Origin of the sequence: Pseudomonas sp. R3.Fl, from assembly GCF_023516765.1 — a bacterium.
GTDB classification, from domain to species: Bacteria; Pseudomonadota; Gammaproteobacteria; order Pseudomonadales; family Pseudomonadaceae; genus Pseudomonas; species Pseudomonas citronellolis.
Genome location: NZ_JAMGSO010000001.1, coordinates 6,115,200 through 6,131,027, shown reverse-complemented (window position 1 = coordinate 6,131,027; position 15,828 = coordinate 6,115,200). Strand labels below are relative to the sequence as shown.

Genomic DNA, 15,828 nt, shown 5'->3' with positions numbered 1-15,828 from the left:
CCGCCGTGTGTTCAACACACGCGCGGCGACGGCCCGAGGATAAATCAGCATGAATCCCGTCACCACCATCGCCCTCCTGAGCAAAAAGGACGGGCTGTCCTCTCCGCTGTTCTCAAAATACTGGCGCGACGTCCACGGAGTCTTGGCCGCCCGCATCCCAGGGTTCGAGTCCTATGTACAGTTTCACTTGGGCGCAGCGGTACGGGGTCTACCATTGCCCTCTCACATATCCCGCTCGATCCTCCCTACAGCCCGATTCCACGGCATCGCCGAAGTTACCTTCGCCGACGCCGAGGCTCGTGCTGGACTGGCCAGCAGTGAAGTCGCCGTCCATATCCAGGCAGACGAGCGCAACGTCTTCAAAGCCTCTCTGCTGTACAATCTGGAGCCAGGCGCAAGCCGCATCTATCTGGATAATTCGTCGGATACCGCTGCCAGTTTTTTCATCCTGCTCGGCAGACGTACAGGCCGCAGCGAGAACGAATTTGCCACCACGTTGGAGCGTCTGCTGATCACGCTTTCAAACCAAGCGTACATATCCAAGCTGAAGATCCACAACTTGGCCTCCGGTGATCCGTCGCAGTGGGATACCGAAGGCGTAGATAACTGCCAGACGCCCGCTACTACCTTTGATGCCGTGCTGCAAGTCAGTGGAAGGGACATGGATGAAACACTGATGAGCATTCGGGACGCCATCGAAAATGCCCCTTCCGGCTTGTTCGAGGGTATCGGCAAGCTGCAGCTTTATCCGGTTGCGGCCACCTACACGATGGTTCTGGGGGGACGTCCTACCCAACTCGGCCTACGCGGTCTAGACGCGCTGCAGACAATTAATGCCACAGGCGCCGTCAATCAGCTGTCGGAGACAGTCACACGCTGCATCTACGGCATCTCTCCATCGGCAACATTGAGTTGAGGCCTGGCTCGCCTTAACACATTGCCAACATCCGTAAACGAGAAAATAAAAAACGGACGACGGTCCATGACCGTCGTCCGTTCTGTCACTGTGGCAGGCCGTCAGACACGCACCAAGATATCGTCCCCTTCGATGCGCACTTCGTAGCGCTCCAGCTTCAAGCACGGGTCTTCTTCGCAAACACCAGAGTCCAGGTTGAATTGCCAGCCATGCCATGGGCAGGTGAGCACTCTCCCCTCGATTTCACCTTCATGTAGCGGTCCTGTCGCATGTGGGCATATGCCCTGGGTGGCGACAACCCCATCGCCTACTGCGAAAACTGCAATGATCTTACCTTCTACGGTGGCCTCGAGGGGCTGGCCGCCACGCAACGCGGCGACCGAACCAACGCGATGAAAAACGGTCCGCTCGGCGGTATCAGATGTACTCATGAAAATCTCCTTATCATAACCAATACAGGGCATACGGTGATTAGCTCGCCATTGCCCATCAATTCACCGACGAGTGGGGAAACCGGGGATATCGATCTGCTCGAACATCCCGCCATAACCGAGCGACATCGGCATGTCCCACGTCAGCATGTTGTAGGGGTGGCCGGCATCGAACGCACTGGCCCTGTCCAGCTCAGCCAGGGTCGCCCGATCCAGAATCAGCTGAGCTGCCGCGAGGTTCTCACGCATCTGTTGAGGTCGAGTCGCGCCGACGATGGGGGTTACCCCGCGCGACATAACCCAGGCCAGCGCCACTTGCGAAGACGGCACCTCCAGGCGATCAGCCACCGCATCGACCGCCAGGGCGATACCGCGGTTGCGCTCGTCCAGCGCCTGCAGTTGCATGGAGTCCAGGCGTTTCGGACCGTCCACAGCCTGCTGGCGGGTGTACTTCCCACTGAGGATGCCACCTGCCATCGGTGACCACGCAGTCACACCAATGCCGTAGGTGTCGGCTAGCGGTAGGTGCTCACGCTCGATGGAGCGTTGCACCAGGCTGTATTCCAGTTGCATGCAAGCGATTGGGGCCAGGCCCCGTAACTCATGGAATGCCTGTGCGCGCGACACGACCCACGCCGGCACGTCGGAAAGCCCGATGTGCAGAATCTTGCCAGCGCTGACTGCATCGTCCAGAGCGCGGTGGACCTCCTCCACTGGCGTGGTGAAGTCCCACCAATGCACAAAATACAGGTCGATGTAGTCGACACCCAGGCGCTTCAAACTGGCGTCCAGGGACTGGGTCAGACTCTTGCGGTGCATGCCCGCGGCATTAGGGTCGCCCTTGCCAGGAACGGCATTGGCGTACTTGGTAGCAAGCACGAAACGTTCGCGATCATCGGCCACCAGGCGGCCGACGATCTTCTCGCTTTCACCGCCGGTGTACATGTTGGCGGTGTCTATGAAGTTGCCACCGCCTTCGACGTAAGCGTCGAATACTGCCCGTGCCTCAGCCTCGGAGCGGGACCAGTCGGCACCGGGACCGAAGGTCATGGTACCCAGGCACATCCTGGACACCCGCAACCCGCTGCGCCCCAGAATCGAGTAACGCATCATTCACCTCCTCGGCGAACTCAGTTGTTGCGCCAGGCTTCGTCCGGCGGCGGAATCAGACCGAGTTGGATGGCGAACTCGCGGAAATTCCAATGGGTACGGCAGCGCACGATCTTGCCGTCACGGTAGAACTGGGTTGTAGTACCGCGAGTGACGGTGGTCTTGCCGGCGGCCGGTATACCGAAGAAGTCGGCATTGTGGGTAGCCTTCCAGATCCACTGCATGTAGCCCCACTCGTCATACTCGAAATCGGCACCGATCAGGATGTTGTCGGCCAGGCGATGGTAGTCCTTTTCGCTCCAACCCTTGGCCACACCATCATGACGCCGAGTAGCCTTGGAAAGTGGCACGGTATTTCCGTCGTAGCTGATCATTTCGAACTCATGCACACCGAACGGCGAATCGGGGCCTGAGTTATTGAATACCACGAAGGCTTTGTACAACTCCTCCTTGGTGGTAATGGTCTGACCGAACTCAATGTCTTCCCAGACGAAATCGTCGGCGTAATAGCCCAGCACCTCATCGGCGCCCTTTTCGAAGAACGCCGTCACCCAGTCCTGGGCCGTCTGAAAATTCTTGCGCGAACGACCGCCGCCCGCGAGCCCCAAGGAGCCTTCTATTCGTGTCTGCAGAGCCGGGTTCCGCAGCGTCCGCGCGAACTCTCGTTGCTCGGGCGAGAGGTGTTCGTCACTGACATCGTGCGCATACAGGATGTGCATCTTCACTTTCCTCTTGTTGTTATCGGCAGAGCTTGACTGCCCTGTTCTTATAGAAGGACGCACCTCTCCTCCCCACAACCTTTACGGCCAGTCGTGGGCGGTTCGTGACAATACTTGGCGTAATGCGAATCCTTCTTGGCCCGCATTGGGCAACGCTCTGCGATTGGCACAGGCTGAGCGACACTGGCACGTATTGCCCTTGAGCGTCGGCCGAACGAAGGGATAGCGTGAATAGGCCGCTGAACATGGCCGCGGCTCACGCGGTCCGGCGCTAAGCCTCGCCGAGACACAAGAATAAAAGTACGCAGCGTTGGAGAAAGACATGAATCAACTGCAATCCTCCCGGAACGACGATATCTCCGGCAAGACCTACGATCCCCTGGATCCCGCCGTCCAACAGAACCCCTATTCCTACTACACCAAGCTTCGCCGCGACGAACCGGTGAAGTGGATCGAAAGCCTGAAAGCGTTCGCCGTAGCTGATTACGACAACGTCGACGCCCTGCTGAAGAACGGCAAGTTATACAGCTCCGCGCAGTTCTGGCCGGAGCTGCTAGGTGAATATGACCCGGTTCCGGAAGTATTGCCGATGATCTCCATGGACCCGCCCAACCACATGCACCTGCGCAAGATCGCCAACAAGGCTTTCACTCCGACCAAGGTCGCCGCGCTGCAGCAACGTGCAACCGATATCGCCAATCAACTGATCGACGATCTCATTGCCAAGTACGGCAAGGAAGGCGAATGCGACTGGGTATGGGATTTCACTGCGTTATTTCCGGTTACCGTAATTTCGGACGTACTAGGTGTTCCGACCGACCGACGCGCCGAGTTCAAGGTCTGGGTCGATGACCTACTGTCGGCCGCCAACCGCGCCGCCTATGGCCCCGAGCGCCTTGCACAGATCCGCAAGCACTCCGATGAATTGCGCGCGTTCTTCGAAGATATCTACGACCAGCGCAGCGCCAATCTAGGTGATGACATCATCTCCACGCTGATCCAGGCCGAGGTGAACGGTGAGCGGCTGACCCGCCATGAAGTGTTGTCCATGTCTGTCCTGCTGTTGATCGGCGGCGTAGAAACCACCACCAACCTGCTGGGCAGTACCCTAGTAGCCCTGCACCAACACCCGGATGTCTACGAGCGCGTACGTGCCGATCACAACCTTATCCCGGCTCTGCTGGAGGAAGTGCTGCGCTTTAACCCTCCGGTACAGATGATCTTCCGCCATACCACCGAAGATACCGAACTGGGCGGCGTAGCCATCCCCAAAGGCTCGTGCGTAATGCCTCTACTGGCCTCGGCCAACCGCGACGAAAGCAAGTTCGCCAACTCGGAAGTCTTCGACATCGATCGCAAGATCGAGGTCCCCTTGATGTCCTTCGGCCAGGGACCGCACTTCTGCCTGGGCAGCTTCCTAAGCCGCATGGAAGCACGCAAAGCCCTGGAAGTGGTCTTCACTCGTCTGGAAGTACTGACCCCGTTGTCAAGCGAGGTGCACTGGCTCGAATCCTACTTCGCCCGTGGCCCGCACGAGCTGCGGGTACGCTATAAGGCGCGCTAAACATCCCTTCAGCTTTCCGGGAGGGATAGGCCATGGGCCGCCGACTCGAGGATTGTTTCAATCTCCACGATTTCGTCGTAGCGGCCCGTCGGCGTTTGCCGGCGGCGCTGTTCCACTATATAGAGGGAGGCGCGGACGACGAAATCACCAGAAGAGCCAACGAATCCGCATACTCCCGCTATGACCTCGTCCCGTCTTACCTGCGCGACATCCGCAAGGTGGACATGCGCAGAAGTGTCTTTGGCTGTGACCTGCAGTGGCCTGTCATGCTCTCTCCCACGGGCATGAGCCGGGTGTTCCACCCTAGTGGGGAGGTCGCCGTCGCGACGGAGGCAGCACAGGCCGGCCTGGCCTATGCATTGTCTACCATGGCCACGACCAGCATCGAAGATGTGGCGGCAGCCAGTGCCGGCCCCAAGCTATACCAACTGTATCTACTCAGCGACGACGGACTGAACATCGAGATGATCGATCGCTGCAAGGCAGCCGGTTTCGATGCGCTCTGTCTCACCGTCGATACCGTAGTGGCCGGTAATCGGGAACGCGACCTGCGCCACGGCCTGACCATCCCACCCCGTCTGGGACGCCGCAATCTGCTCGGATTCGCCAGCAAACCAGCATGGTGCCTTAGCTACCTGGCGGGGGGAGGCATCAGCTTGCCCAATGTACCGATGCCAGGCGGCGGGAACCTCGGGACACTGGCAAGCTATTTCGCCAACCATATGGAACAGAACATTACCTGGGCACGGATCGAGTTCCTGATGCGGCATTGGGACAAGCCCTTCATCATCAAGGGCCTTCAATCGGTGGCCGATGCTCGTGATGCAGCGACGGCCGGAGTCACCGGCATCATCGTATCCAACCACGGCGGCCGCCAACTCGACGGCGGTTCGGCGACCATCGAACTAGTTGCCGATATCGTCGACGCAGTAGGCGACCGCCTCGAAGTGGTGCTCGATGGCGGAGTACGCCGTGGCAGTCACGTGGTCAAAGCACTGGCCATGGGCGCACGTGCCTGCATGATCGGCCGTCCCTACCTCTACGGCCTCTCCGCTTTCGGTCAGCCAGGCGTGCGGCGTGTCCTCGATCTGTTGCGCCAGGAGACCGAGCGCACACTGGCACTGCTTGGTTGTGCCCGACTGGATGACTTGGGACGACAACACATAACGGCCGCCGGTAGATTGCCCAATTTTCTATCCGCCACGGAGCCCTCCCAGGGCATCCATCCCTTCTTGAGGAACATAAAATGACGATGACCAACCTGGGCTTCGAGCACTTCATCGACGGCGCCTTCGTTGCCGCCGATGCGGTGATCGACGTCATCAACCCGGCCAGCGAGGCACGTATCGGCACCATGCCCGATGGTGATGCTCAACTGGTCGAACACGCAGTGACCAGCGCTCGCGCGGCCCAACAGGGCTGGTCCCTGTTGCCAGCCAACGAGCGAGGCCAGTACCTGCGACGCATCGCTCAGGGCATCAGGAACGATATTCCGCGCCTGGCCCGGATCATCTCCACCGAGCAAGGCAAAGTGCTGCCGCTCGCGGAGATGGAGGTAGCGCTCAGCGCCGAATACCTAGACTACACAGCCGAATGGGCGCGGCGCATCGAGGGCGAGATCGTTACCAGCGACAGACCTGGTGAGAACATTCTGCTGTTCCGCAGACCGATGGGAGTAGTGGCCGGCATCCTGCCATGGAACTTCCCGCTGTTCATGGTCATACGCAAGGTCGCTCCTGCACTGCTCACCGGCAATACGGTGGTGATCAAACCCAGCGAGGAAACGCCCTACAGCGCCCATGCATTCGCACGAATCGCCGCCCAGGCAGGCCTGCCAGCAGGCGTCTTCAACCTGATCGGAGGACTGGGCAACAGTGTCGGCCAAGCATTGGTCGCCCACCCCGGGGTGGACATGATCAGCTTCACCGGCAGTTCGGTCGCCGGCGCCGCGATCATGGCCAACGCCGCGCACAATATCACCAAGGTCAGTCTGGAACTGGGTGGCAAGGCACCGGCGATCATTCTCGACGATGCCGATATCGACCTAGCTGTGGCAGCAATGAAAACCTCGAAGACACTCAACAGCGGCCAGGCGTGCAACTGCACCGAACGCATCTATGTGCAGCGTGCAGTGCATGCTGAGTTCTGCGAAAAACTGGCAGCAGCCTTCAACTCGATTAGTTTCGGCGACCCGTTTGGCGAAACGCCGGTAGAGATGGGGCCGCTCATCAATCGCACCGCCGTCGAACGCATCGAACAATTGGTCGACGATGCCCGTGCCAAGGGGGCCGAAGTATTGGCTGGCGGCAGCCTCGACAGGCGCGAGGGCTGTTACGTCAGGCCGACGGTGCTGGCCGGTACTCAGCCAGACATGCACATCCTGCAGCGGGAAATATTCGGGCCGGTGGTATTGGTCGACTCCATCGACGAGCTTGACGAGGGCATAGCCCGTGCCAACGACAGTGAGTATGGTTTGAGCTCTTCCATCTTCACCCGCAGTCTTGGCAGCGCCATGCACGCCATCGCCTCGCTCAAGTTCGGCGAGACCTACGTCAACCGAGAAAACTTCGAGGCCATCCAGGGTTTCCATGCCGGCGTGCGTCGCTCCGGCATCGGCGGTGCGGATGGCAAGCACGGTCTGTACGAATACACCCACACCCAGTTGGCTTACATCCAAGGTTGATCCAATGGGGCGGAAGTTACTCTCCCGCCCTCTACTTGCTCGGCCCTGCCCTTTGCTCAATCGTAGCGGTTTCCCCCTCGCCACTCTCTCCCTTCTTCCGATCCATGTCACTCGCCACAAGTCTCTGGCGACTTACCCAAGCACACCAATCACGATGCCAAAGAAAAAGCCCCCGAGAACCTTGCTCACCGGGGGCCACGTCGGCAGTTTTCGATGAATCAGGCCTTTAGTCGCACCCCGACATCGCCGCTCACATGCTGGACCTGCAAGCGTCGCTCGACGATGCGCCAGCCCTCCGCTCGTCTCTCCAATCGATCACTGTACTCTCCCCAAACGGTCATGGTCTGTCCGACAAAGGATCCCACGCCGGCATGGATAGCCTGCAAGTAACACTGGGCCTGAGCTTGGTCTCCAGAGACCTGGATGCGAACATTGCCCAGCAGGTGCTGAGTCGAACCACAGCCCTCGAGAAAATCGCGTACTACCGCGACGATTGCATCACGACCATGGAAGTCACCCACACCAGCGTAATAGGCCACTGCCTCGGGAACGAACACTTGATGTAGTCCCTCCCACTCATGTCCGTCCAGGGCGGTCGCATAGCGAATCAGAACCGCCTGGATCCGCGCCTGATCGAGCAGGGTTTCAAGGTTCAGCTCATCCACAGAATTTCTCCTTTCATTCAAGTGGCCAGGGCCAGTTCGATGGCCTTGAGCGATGTGCCGGTGCTCCAGCCACCATCCACTGAAAGAATCTGTCCAGTGACGTAGCTGGAGTCATCGCTGGCAAGGAAATGCACGGCAGCGGCCAGTTCCTCCGCTTGCCCAATTCGCCCGAGCGGAGCGAACACCGCAGCGTTCTTACGTATCATGTCCGGCGCTTCGCTCATGGCCATGGGCGTCTCGATGATGCCAGGGGCAATGCAATTGACGCGGATGCCGCGTGGGCCGTATTCAATAGCGGCGGTCTGGGTCAGAGCGATGATCGCGCCCTTGGTGCCGGCATACTCACCCCAGTGGGCCAGCCCTCGCACAGCGGTGATGGAAGAGAAATTGATGATCGAACCGCCAGCTCTCATCCGTGCCGCCGCTTCCTTGATACCCATCTGCACACCCATCTGGTTGACTCGCCAAAAACGCTCGGAACGCTGCAGGTCAGCATCGGCCAGCAGGTGGCTACTGGAGATCGCCGCGTTGTTGACATAAATGTCCAAGTGACCAGCACTTTCCATCACCTCATCGCAGAGGCCGATGAGGTCTTCGATTCTGGAAACGTCAGTGCGACGGAAATGACAGCCCTCCTCCACCGACTCGATAACGTCGGCGATCCAGACCTCGGCCCCCGCTTTACGCAGGCGCCGTGCCGTAGCAGCGCCAATACCCGAAGCGCCACCGGTGACGATGGCGGTCTTGCCTGAAAGATCGAACATTGGGTATTCCTCGTAAAAAAATTAAACCCCAGTCCCGGATAGAACTGGGGCTTATGACGACTACGGTCGTGCCTGCCGTAGCCCCTCATCGGCTAGAAGTTGTTGAGCATCGGGGCTCGACGACTTGGTAGACGTAGTTCTGGTGATCGGTTTGACGGTAGCGCCACCATCACGTCGCTCTGACTCCTGCTGCTTGAGATCAGGCAAAAGGAATACCGCTAGGCTGGGCACCAGGACCAGCGCGCCGAGCATGTTCCAAAGGAACATGAAAGCCAGCAGGATTCCCATGTCTGCCTGGAACTTGATCGGCGACCAGGCCCAGGTGACCACCGCCGCGGACAGAGTGATGCCGATCAGCGCCACCACCTTGCCAGTGGACGCCAACGCACCGCTGTAGGCCGCCTTCAACGGCTGGCCCTGACGCTGGTACATCAGGTGAATGGTCAGCAGGTAAAGCGAATAGTCCACACCAATGCCGACGCCCAGAGCCACTACCGGCAAAGTAGCGACCTTGACACCGATACCGAGAAGAACCATCAGTGCCTCACAGAGAATGGTGGTCACCATGAGCGGCACCACTGCAACGATAACCGCGCGCCAGCTGCGGAAAGTGATGAAGCACAAGAGCACTACGGCGCCATACACATAGAGCAGCATGGTGCGGTTGGCCTTTTCTACGGCGATGTTGGTTGCCGCCTCTATACCTGCACTGCCAGCAGCCAGGAGAAATTGGCGGTCAGATGTATTGTGCTCGCGGGCAAAAGCCTCGACAGCCTCCACCACGCGGCTAAGTGTCTCGGCCTTATGATCGGAGAGAAAAGCAATGATCGGAGCAACCGAACGTCCCTCGTTGAACATCTCCGGGTTGGTATTGTTGATGCTATTCATCGCATCCTGGATAACGAAGGGGTCGCGGTTGATGGTTTCCCATTTCAGCGAGCCCTCATAGCCGGCAGCTGTAACGCGCCGAGCCATGCTCGCCGCGGAAACCGTTACCTGAACTCCCGGCAAATCGCGCAGAATCTGCTCCAGACGGTCCATTTCCAGTAGGGTCTCGAAGCTCACCAGCCCCTGGGGTGACGTCGAGACAATTACCGCGAATTGGTCATTGGACAGTTGGTAATGCGCTGTGATGTAGGCATTGTCGCGATTGTAGGTCGAGTCCGGACGCAGCTCGGGCGCTCCCGGGTCAAGATCGCCAATTTTAACGTCCAGGGCGACCATCCAACCGACGGCAGTGAGCACCACGGTTACCGCGATCACTACGATTGCTCGTGATTTTTCGGTGAATCGGGCTAATACCCGTAGCAGCTGAGGCTCATTCTGTAAGCGCTGCTGACTGTGCGCTGCCGCCGACGGGCTGACGCCAGTGAACGACAGTAGTACTGGCAGAAGAATCAGGTTAGTGAAGATCAGCACTGCCACACCAATGCTGGCGGATAATGCCAGCCCCCGGATTACCGGAATATCGATCAGCGCCAGTACCGCAAAGCCGACAGCGTCGGCCAACAGCGCGGTCAGCCCCGCAAGAATCAGACGGCGGAAGGTGTAGCGTGCGGCAACGTACCTGTGGGCACCACGGCCGATGTCCTGCATCACGCCGTTCATCTTCTGTGCACCGTGCGAGACGCCAATGGCGAAGATCAGGAACGGTACCAGAATCGAATAGGGGTCCAGGTCAATACCCAGTACGCGCATCAGGCCGAGCTGCCAGACCACCGCTACAACCGAGCATCCTGTGACCAGCAGGGTGCTGCGAACGCAACGTATGTAGATGAAGATGATCAGCATGGCTATCAAAGCAGCGTAGAAGAAGTAGGCAAGTACCTGGTTCAAGCCATGGATCAGATCCCCCACCAATTGTGCGAATCCAATTACCTGGACCTTCACGCCGTCCTTCTCGTATTCGCGCAACGACTCAACCTTGTCGCGGAAAGCCTTGTAGTCGAGCTGCTTGCCGGTTTCGGGATCCTTCTCGAGCAACGGCACGAAGATCATGCTCGACTTGCCATCTGTACCTACCAGCGAACCGATGATTCCAGCGCGCATGACGTTGTAGCGCAGCTGGGCAAGTTGCTGTTCGGAACCATTGAAGCCGTCGGGCATCACCGAACCTGCCTGGTAGCCATCGGCGGCGATCTCGGTCCATCGTACCGCTGGCGTCCACAGTGACTTCATGAACGAGCGATCAACGCCAGGGAACAGAAACACCTTGTCGTTGATCTCGCGCAGAGTACGCAGATAATCGGCGTCGTAGATGTCATCCCCCTTGGTATTGCTGACTACGATGCGTACTGAGTTACCCAGGCTACGCAGCGAGCTGGCGTGTTGGAGGTAGTTGCGCACGAATTCATGGGACTGCGGCATCATGTCTTCGAAGCTGGCTTTGACCTGCAGGCGGCTCGCGAAGAAGCCAAGTGTCAGCGTCAAGGCCAGGCAGACTATGATTAACAGAACACGATTGTTGAATATCAGGCGCTCGCCCCGACTGCCTGACGCCCTGTCGAAATCGTCGAGACGGGTGGTGACCGGCATGCCGTCACTGGGACTGGTGTAGATGGCCATCATCTGTGCCTTCTGAATTGATTCACGGGAAAATTACCTGCTCGCCTGAGCATCGTTCAGAGACTCGCTACGTACGCCCTCGAGGCTGGTCAGCAGCAGGCGTCCACCATTGAGCGGAAGTACGGAGGTGAAGCGTGCCGAATGGAGCGCCTTGCGTAGCATGAGTGAGGTGCCAGTGGCGCTTCCCAGCAGCAGTTCGCCACCGGCGTTGACCAACACGAACCCCTGCTCGTCCGGGAGGGCGGCACCGCCGGTGACAGTGGACCGGGATGCCGCAGTGAACAATGTCCAGCGCTGGCCATGGTCATCGCTACGGTATACTGCCCCGTTCAACCCATAAGTCAGCATCGCCGATCCATAGGCCGTGAGACCGAAGAAACTGCCGTCGTAGCCAGTCTCTATTTTCTCGAAACGCCCAGCAGCCCGGTCGAGCCGGAACAGCGTGCCGCGTTCAGCAGCGATGTAGACATCCCCGCCATTGCCACGTACAGCGTTGAGGTTGAGCATCTCTTCGTTGTCGATGTGTTCGAACCATGGTTGCCAAGTCCGCCCTCCATCGATGGTCGCCGCCAGGTTGCCGAAGGAACCTACGACCCAACCACGCTGCGTATCCTCAAACCAAACATCCAGCCATGGCAGTACAGGACCGCCGGCATAATTGCGCTCCACTGATGCCAGAGCCAACTCGCTCGTGCCATCACTCGCTGTACCGCGCTTCTCGTAGTAATGAGTAAAGAGCTCCCGGGCCAGGCGACCATCTAATTGCTTCTCCCATGTCATGCCACCGTCGCCGCTGTGCAACACCACGCCATCATGACCAACCGCCCAACCGTGCATCGGACTCGGGAACGTCACGGCGACCAAGTCGCTCTGAACAGGTGACGGGCGCTGGGTCCAGCTCTGCCCTTCATCTTCCGAAGTCGCGATCACACCGCGAGCGCCAACTGCAACCAAAGTGTGGCCGGCCCGTGCAACCGCCTGCAGTGGACGCTGTTCGACATGACTGACCATGACTGCAGGGTGATCAATGGGATCGACAAAGCTCGCCTGTACAAACCCCGGGGTTAAGCCAGCGAGCAGGCCACAAAGTGTTAGACCGACCAAATGGAGTGAGCGGACGCCGAAAAATCGACAAGCTTCATTCATTTTGCATTCCCCTCTTTCGGATCCGGGCAAACCACACACGAAATAAACGGGACGGCATTACGCCGTCCCGCTCCGATCAACGAACACTGCCGCCAGCAATGGCCTGCGGAGTGAATGGGATATTCAGTCCCTCTTCGCGCTGATAGCTACGTACGTAGTTTCCAGGCTCATTTCGGCCGGTGTTGATGACGGTATAATTCCCCTTGAGGAGGTCATTGAATGACCAAGTGTTATTGTTCAAACCGCCGATATTGTATGCTGGGAAAGTATAAAGATAAGCCACACGCCAAAGCTTCCCGGCATTGTCGAAGGACTCAGTACTCACCATTGCCCAACTATCTTCCTCGATATAGAAGTTGCGTTTGCTATAGACATGGCGCACACCATTTTTGCGCGTAGCCTCGACCACCCACACGCGGCGCTTCTCCCAGCGCACGGCATCCGGGTTCACAGTGCTTTTACCCAGTACTTCTTCAGAAGTTTTCTGGTTGGTAACCCCAAACACGTTGTACGGCACGATCAGTTCCTTCTTGCCGACCAACTTGAAATCGAACCGGTCCATACGTCCGACAAATCCCCAGGGTTCGTCCCAAAGCAGCACTCCGGCATAGCTAGACATCGGAATGTCGTAGGCAAATTCAGGCGCTTTGCGCACACGACGTTGACCAGGGGTATAGATCCAAATAGGTGCTGGCGCGGCGGAATCCACCTTGTAGAAGTTCAGGAACTGCACACCCGCCGAGGTCGAAGGCGAGTACAATGAGGTCTGGAAGGCAAAATAGGAATCGTGAGCCTTCTTGCGCAGTTCGCCGCTCTGTTCGGAGAATGGATTCATATATGCAGCTTGGATACCAGGCAACTCATTGGGAGTACCACCGGTATCTACCAGCCAGCTGCGACTGCGCAGCAAAGTGACAGGGGGAGAAAATCGCAAATTGTTATTCCACATCACCTCCAGGCCATTACGAGGGATCGGGAACGGCACGCCTTGGAAGGGGTAACCATCTGCCGCAGCCCCTCCGACCTTATCGCCCTCCACTTCGCCTTCAAGCTTCGCCGTGGTGGCATTCTTCACAGTGTTCTCAAGGAACCAGTCTGGATAGCTTATGGTGCGGTGGGTAGGATAAACATTCAGATGGTAGTCCGGATACCGCCGAAGCATTTCCGCGGTACCCGGAGTAAGCATCGCCTCATACTTGGCCAGGTTCTTTCCATCCACCACGTACAAAGGTTTTTCGCCAGCGAAGGGGTCAGGATATCTATCCTTACCGACTGTCGGTGGATTCTTGAGACCACCGTCATAGGCTGGAATAGAACCATCGGAGTTACCCTGCGCCTCAGCTCCAAATTTTGTCAGGGTGGCACCCAATGCACGAGCATCATCGGCCGAAACGGCAGCGTAACCGGTTTGCGCTGCTAGCAGCACAATAGCCAAGGCCAGCGCAGAACGTCGGATTTCTTTCATTGTTTTCATTGTCATTATCCTCGGCATGCCTAGAAGGAAGTTTTGAAGTTGAGCGAGACCCAGCCTTTGTCATTAAGAGCAACCGGGCCATTACCGCCGAACCCCGAATAGGCATCGTTGCCAAACCCGCTGGGGCCTTTCGGGCTGGTATTCCAGTGGTAGCCGTTGTATTGCAGCGTCACTGAATGCTTCTGCTGATAAACAGCCTTGATACCAATCGAGTAGATCTGAGTCTCTTCGGCATAGAAGGAACCAGCAGCATAGGCGGGGTTTCCGTTGATGCCGTAGGTCAGTGATGTAGGCATGCTCAGATCGATGCTTGGCAGTGCTTGCAACCACTGCGGCTCAAACAAGAAGGCAACGGCAACCGCGTTGCGAGTTGCACATCCATCCTTCTTGCCACCCTTGAGAGCAGAATTAAGGCTGTCGGTACAGCTGGCATAACCCACGCCGTTGAAGTACGCATCATTCTCGGTAACTTTATCCAGGTGGGTGTACGACAGCTCTGCCAAAAGCACTCCGGTATCCCAAAGTGAATTCTGACCGAGGGTATATAGACCGTTGGCGATCAAGTTAACGATATTGCCGCGTGCACCTTCGCGATAAGGAACGCCAGGCTGCCCATTAGAGAAGGCACTATTTAGCGCAGTATTAGTTCGATAGGAGAGTTCAAGACCAGTACTCAGAGCCCCAAAGGTACGCTCATAGCTTATGCCATACAGGCGAACCTTATCCGCATAGTTCAGGCCGACTTCACCGCCCCCACCAGCATAGATAGTTCCACCGGACCAAGGCTGCACTTCGTCGAACTGTCGATAGTAGAATCCGAGGTCGCCGCCTGCCCATTCCGGAGACCAAGCCACCTTCACACCGAAGTTATCGTTAATGTCCTTAGGCTTGTGCTCATTACCAGCGGAAACGGGGCCGCCAAACATGCCAGCCACCGCCCCACCATTGTTTGGCCCGGAATAAAGAATGTCAAATGGCCCTAGATAAGTACCACCTTCCGGAAAGCGGTTTGGTCGAAATTCAAGAAAATATTGAGCAGAAACAGATAGCTCCGGAGTTAAATCGGTCGACGCCATCAATTGCGTCCGCGGAAGGAACAACTCCTTGACCTCAGAGCCTGGCTGGGTGAACGATTTCAGGAAATCAACTGGATGCTGTGAGTAGGCAATATTGCTGAATGGAAAGAATAACGCATTGCCCCAGTACTGAGTGAAGCGACCAGCCTTCAAATAGAGTGGTTTGTCGGCTAATTCGGTATTGTGAAAAACGAAGGCATCAAGTAGCTCACCACCTTGGATGTGATACCGCTTAGTTTCGTTCGAATACTTCCCACCATTGTAGCTGAGAATGCTGTCATAACCAGGCTGAGGATTAGTTTCAACCTTATCGTCGTAAGCGAAGTCCTTCCAAGCGGATGCAGAAATACGAAATCCGGTATTATTCTGGTAGACACCTTGTAACTCAGACAGTGCCTGCAGGCGGCTGGTAACCATGTCGCCTTTATCGAACTTATAGTCACCTTCGGCGAAAAATGCATGGTTGGCGATGCCACTGTCACGGCCTTGGGCACGCCATCCAGCAGTGTACTGCACAGTAGTATCGAGGTTGACATCCCAATCACCACCGCTAGAAATATTGAAGGCATGCACCTGGGTAGCGCACCCCATCGCCATCACAGCCAAAGACAGGGACTTAAGAGGCGGCAGGCCCTGGCATTTCTTGTTCATATTCATGTAACACCCTCTTGGATTTATTATTGAGGTCACTTTTTTAGGGGGCTGATACAAAGTT

At 57.4% G+C, this 15,828-nt stretch carries 13 protein-coding genes; 4 read left to right on the top strand and 9 right to left on the bottom strand.

What is annotated here, in order from left to right; genetic code table 11:
• The first annotated feature begins 49 nt into the window (after positions 1 to 49).
• Positions 50 to 916, top strand: coding sequence for an EthD domain-containing protein (locus M8R19_RS27185; RefSeq protein ID WP_249919442.1), 867 nt, complete (start codon positions 50 to 52; stop codon positions 914 to 916).
• 101 nt (positions 917 to 1,017) lie between these two features.
• Here M8R19_RS27185 and M8R19_RS27180 read toward each other — a convergent pair whose 3' ends face one another.
• The 3 genes from M8R19_RS27180 to M8R19_RS27170 form a co-directional block, all read right to left on the bottom strand.
• Positions 1,018 to 1,347 carry a Rieske (2Fe-2S) protein gene (locus tag M8R19_RS27180; protein WP_249919441.1) on the bottom strand — a complete coding sequence of 110 codons (330 nt, stop codon included), beginning with the start codon at positions 1,345 to 1,347 and terminating at the stop codon, positions 1,018 to 1,020.
• A gap of 63 nt (positions 1,348 to 1,410) precedes the next feature.
• Positions 1,411 to 2,457, bottom strand: coding sequence for an aldo/keto reductase (locus M8R19_RS27175; RefSeq protein ID WP_249919440.1), 1,047 nt, complete (start codon positions 2,455 to 2,457; stop codon positions 1,411 to 1,413).
• A gap of 20 nt (positions 2,458 to 2,477) precedes the next feature.
• Entirely contained in the window at positions 2,478 to 3,176 is a 699-nt protein-coding gene (locus M8R19_RS27170; protein ID WP_249919439.1) for a nuclear transport factor 2 family protein, read from the bottom strand.
• Positions 3,177 to 3,498: 322 nt separating this feature from the next.
• On the opposite strand from M8R19_RS27170, the gene M8R19_RS27165 reads away from it, so the two are divergent.
• Genes M8R19_RS27165 through aldA form a run of 3 tightly spaced genes read left to right on the top strand, consistent with a single transcriptional unit; the run spans position 3,499 to position 7,423 of the window.
• On the top strand, positions 3,499 to 4,740 hold the full coding sequence (locus tag M8R19_RS27165; protein WP_249919438.1) for a cytochrome P450: 1,242 nt from the start codon (positions 3,499 to 3,501) through the stop codon (positions 4,738 to 4,740).
• A 32-nt stretch (positions 4,741 to 4,772) separates the two neighbouring features.
• Positions 4,773 to 5,990, top strand: a complete 1,218-nt coding sequence (locus M8R19_RS27160) for an alpha-hydroxy acid oxidase (RefSeq protein ID WP_249919437.1) — start codon at positions 4,773 to 4,775, stop codon at positions 5,988 to 5,990.
• 2 nt (positions 5,991 to 5,992) lie between these two features.
• Positions 5,993 to 7,423 carry an aldehyde dehydrogenase gene (gene aldA / locus M8R19_RS27155; RefSeq protein WP_249920236.1) on the top strand — a complete coding sequence of 477 codons (1,431 nt, stop codon included), beginning with the start codon at positions 5,993 to 5,995 and terminating at the stop codon, positions 7,421 to 7,423.
• A 218-nt stretch (positions 7,424 to 7,641) separates the two neighbouring features.
• Here the strand turns inward: aldA and M8R19_RS27150 are convergent, their stop codons facing one another.
• From M8R19_RS27150 to M8R19_RS27125, 6 genes are all read right to left on the bottom strand, one after another.
• On the bottom strand, positions 7,642 to 8,088 hold the full coding sequence (locus tag M8R19_RS27150) for a nuclear transport factor 2 family protein (protein ID WP_249919436.1): 447 nt from the start codon (positions 8,086 to 8,088) through the stop codon (positions 7,642 to 7,644).
• Between the two features lie 17 nt (positions 8,089 to 8,105).
• Positions 8,106 to 8,852: an SDR family NAD(P)-dependent oxidoreductase gene (locus M8R19_RS27145; protein WP_249919435.1), complete on the bottom strand. Its 747-nt coding sequence runs from the start codon at positions 8,850 to 8,852 to the stop codon at positions 8,106 to 8,108.
• Positions 8,853 to 8,912: 60 nt separating this feature from the next.
• Positions 8,913 to 11,420 carry an efflux RND transporter permease subunit gene (locus tag M8R19_RS27140; RefSeq protein ID WP_249919434.1) on the bottom strand — a complete coding sequence of 836 codons (2,508 nt, stop codon included), beginning with the start codon at positions 11,418 to 11,420 and terminating at the stop codon, positions 8,913 to 8,915.
• Between the two features lie 30 nt (positions 11,421 to 11,450).
• The gene (locus M8R19_RS27135; RefSeq protein ID WP_249919433.1) at positions 11,451 to 12,563 is read right to left on the bottom strand and encodes a WD40/YVTN/BNR-like repeat-containing protein; all 1,113 of its coding nucleotides are present in this window, start codon (positions 12,561 to 12,563) and stop codon (positions 11,451 to 11,453) included.
• A gap of 76 nt (positions 12,564 to 12,639) precedes the next feature.
• Positions 12,640 to 14,037, bottom strand: a complete 1,398-nt coding sequence (locus M8R19_RS27130; RefSeq protein ID WP_249919432.1) for a DUF1329 domain-containing protein — start codon at positions 14,035 to 14,037, stop codon at positions 12,640 to 12,642.
• A 20-nt stretch (positions 14,038 to 14,057) separates the two neighbouring features.
• Positions 14,058 to 15,770, bottom strand: coding sequence for a DUF1302 domain-containing protein (locus tag M8R19_RS27125; RefSeq protein ID WP_249919431.1), 1,713 nt, complete (start codon positions 15,768 to 15,770; stop codon positions 14,058 to 14,060).
• Between the last annotated feature and the right edge of the window lie 58 nt (positions 15,771 to 15,828).

Coding starts and splice junctions, on each gene's coding strand:
- M8R19_RS27185 (WP_249919442.1), top strand. CDS start 50: ATGAATCCCGTCACCACCATCGCCCTCCTGAGCAAAAAGGACGGGCTG.
- M8R19_RS27180 (WP_249919441.1), bottom strand. CDS start 1,347: ATGAGTACATCTGATACCGCCGAGCGGACCGTTTTTCATCGCGTTGGT.
- M8R19_RS27175 (WP_249919440.1), bottom strand. CDS start 2,457: ATGCGTTACTCGATTCTGGGGCGCAGCGGGTTGCGGGTGTCCAGGATG.
- M8R19_RS27170 (WP_249919439.1), bottom strand. CDS start 3,176: ATGCACATCCTGTATGCGCACGATGTCAGTGACGAACACCTCTCGCCC.
- M8R19_RS27165 (WP_249919438.1), top strand. CDS start 3,499: ATGAATCAACTGCAATCCTCCCGGAACGACGATATCTCCGGCAAGACC.
- M8R19_RS27160 (WP_249919437.1), top strand. CDS start 4,773: ATGGGCCGCCGACTCGAGGATTGTTTCAATCTCCACGATTTCGTCGTA.
- aldA (WP_249920236.1), top strand. CDS start 5,993: ATGACCAACCTGGGCTTCGAGCACTTCATCGACGGCGCCTTCGTTGCC.
- M8R19_RS27145 (WP_249919435.1), bottom strand. CDS start 8,852: ATGTTCGATCTTTCAGGCAAGACCGCCATCGTCACCGGTGGCGCTTCG.
- M8R19_RS27140 (WP_249919434.1), bottom strand. CDS start 11,420: ATGATGGCCATCTACACCAGTCCCAGTGACGGCATGCCGGTCACCACC.
- M8R19_RS27135 (WP_249919433.1), bottom strand. CDS start 12,563: ATGAATGAAGCTTGTCGATTTTTCGGCGTCCGCTCACTCCATTTGGTC.
- M8R19_RS27130 (WP_249919432.1), bottom strand. CDS start 14,037: ATGAAAACAATGAAAGAAATCCGACGTTCTGCGCTGGCCTTGGCTATT.
- M8R19_RS27125 (WP_249919431.1), bottom strand. CDS start 15,770: ATGAATATGAACAAGAAATGCCAGGGCCTGCCGCCTCTTAAGTCCCTG.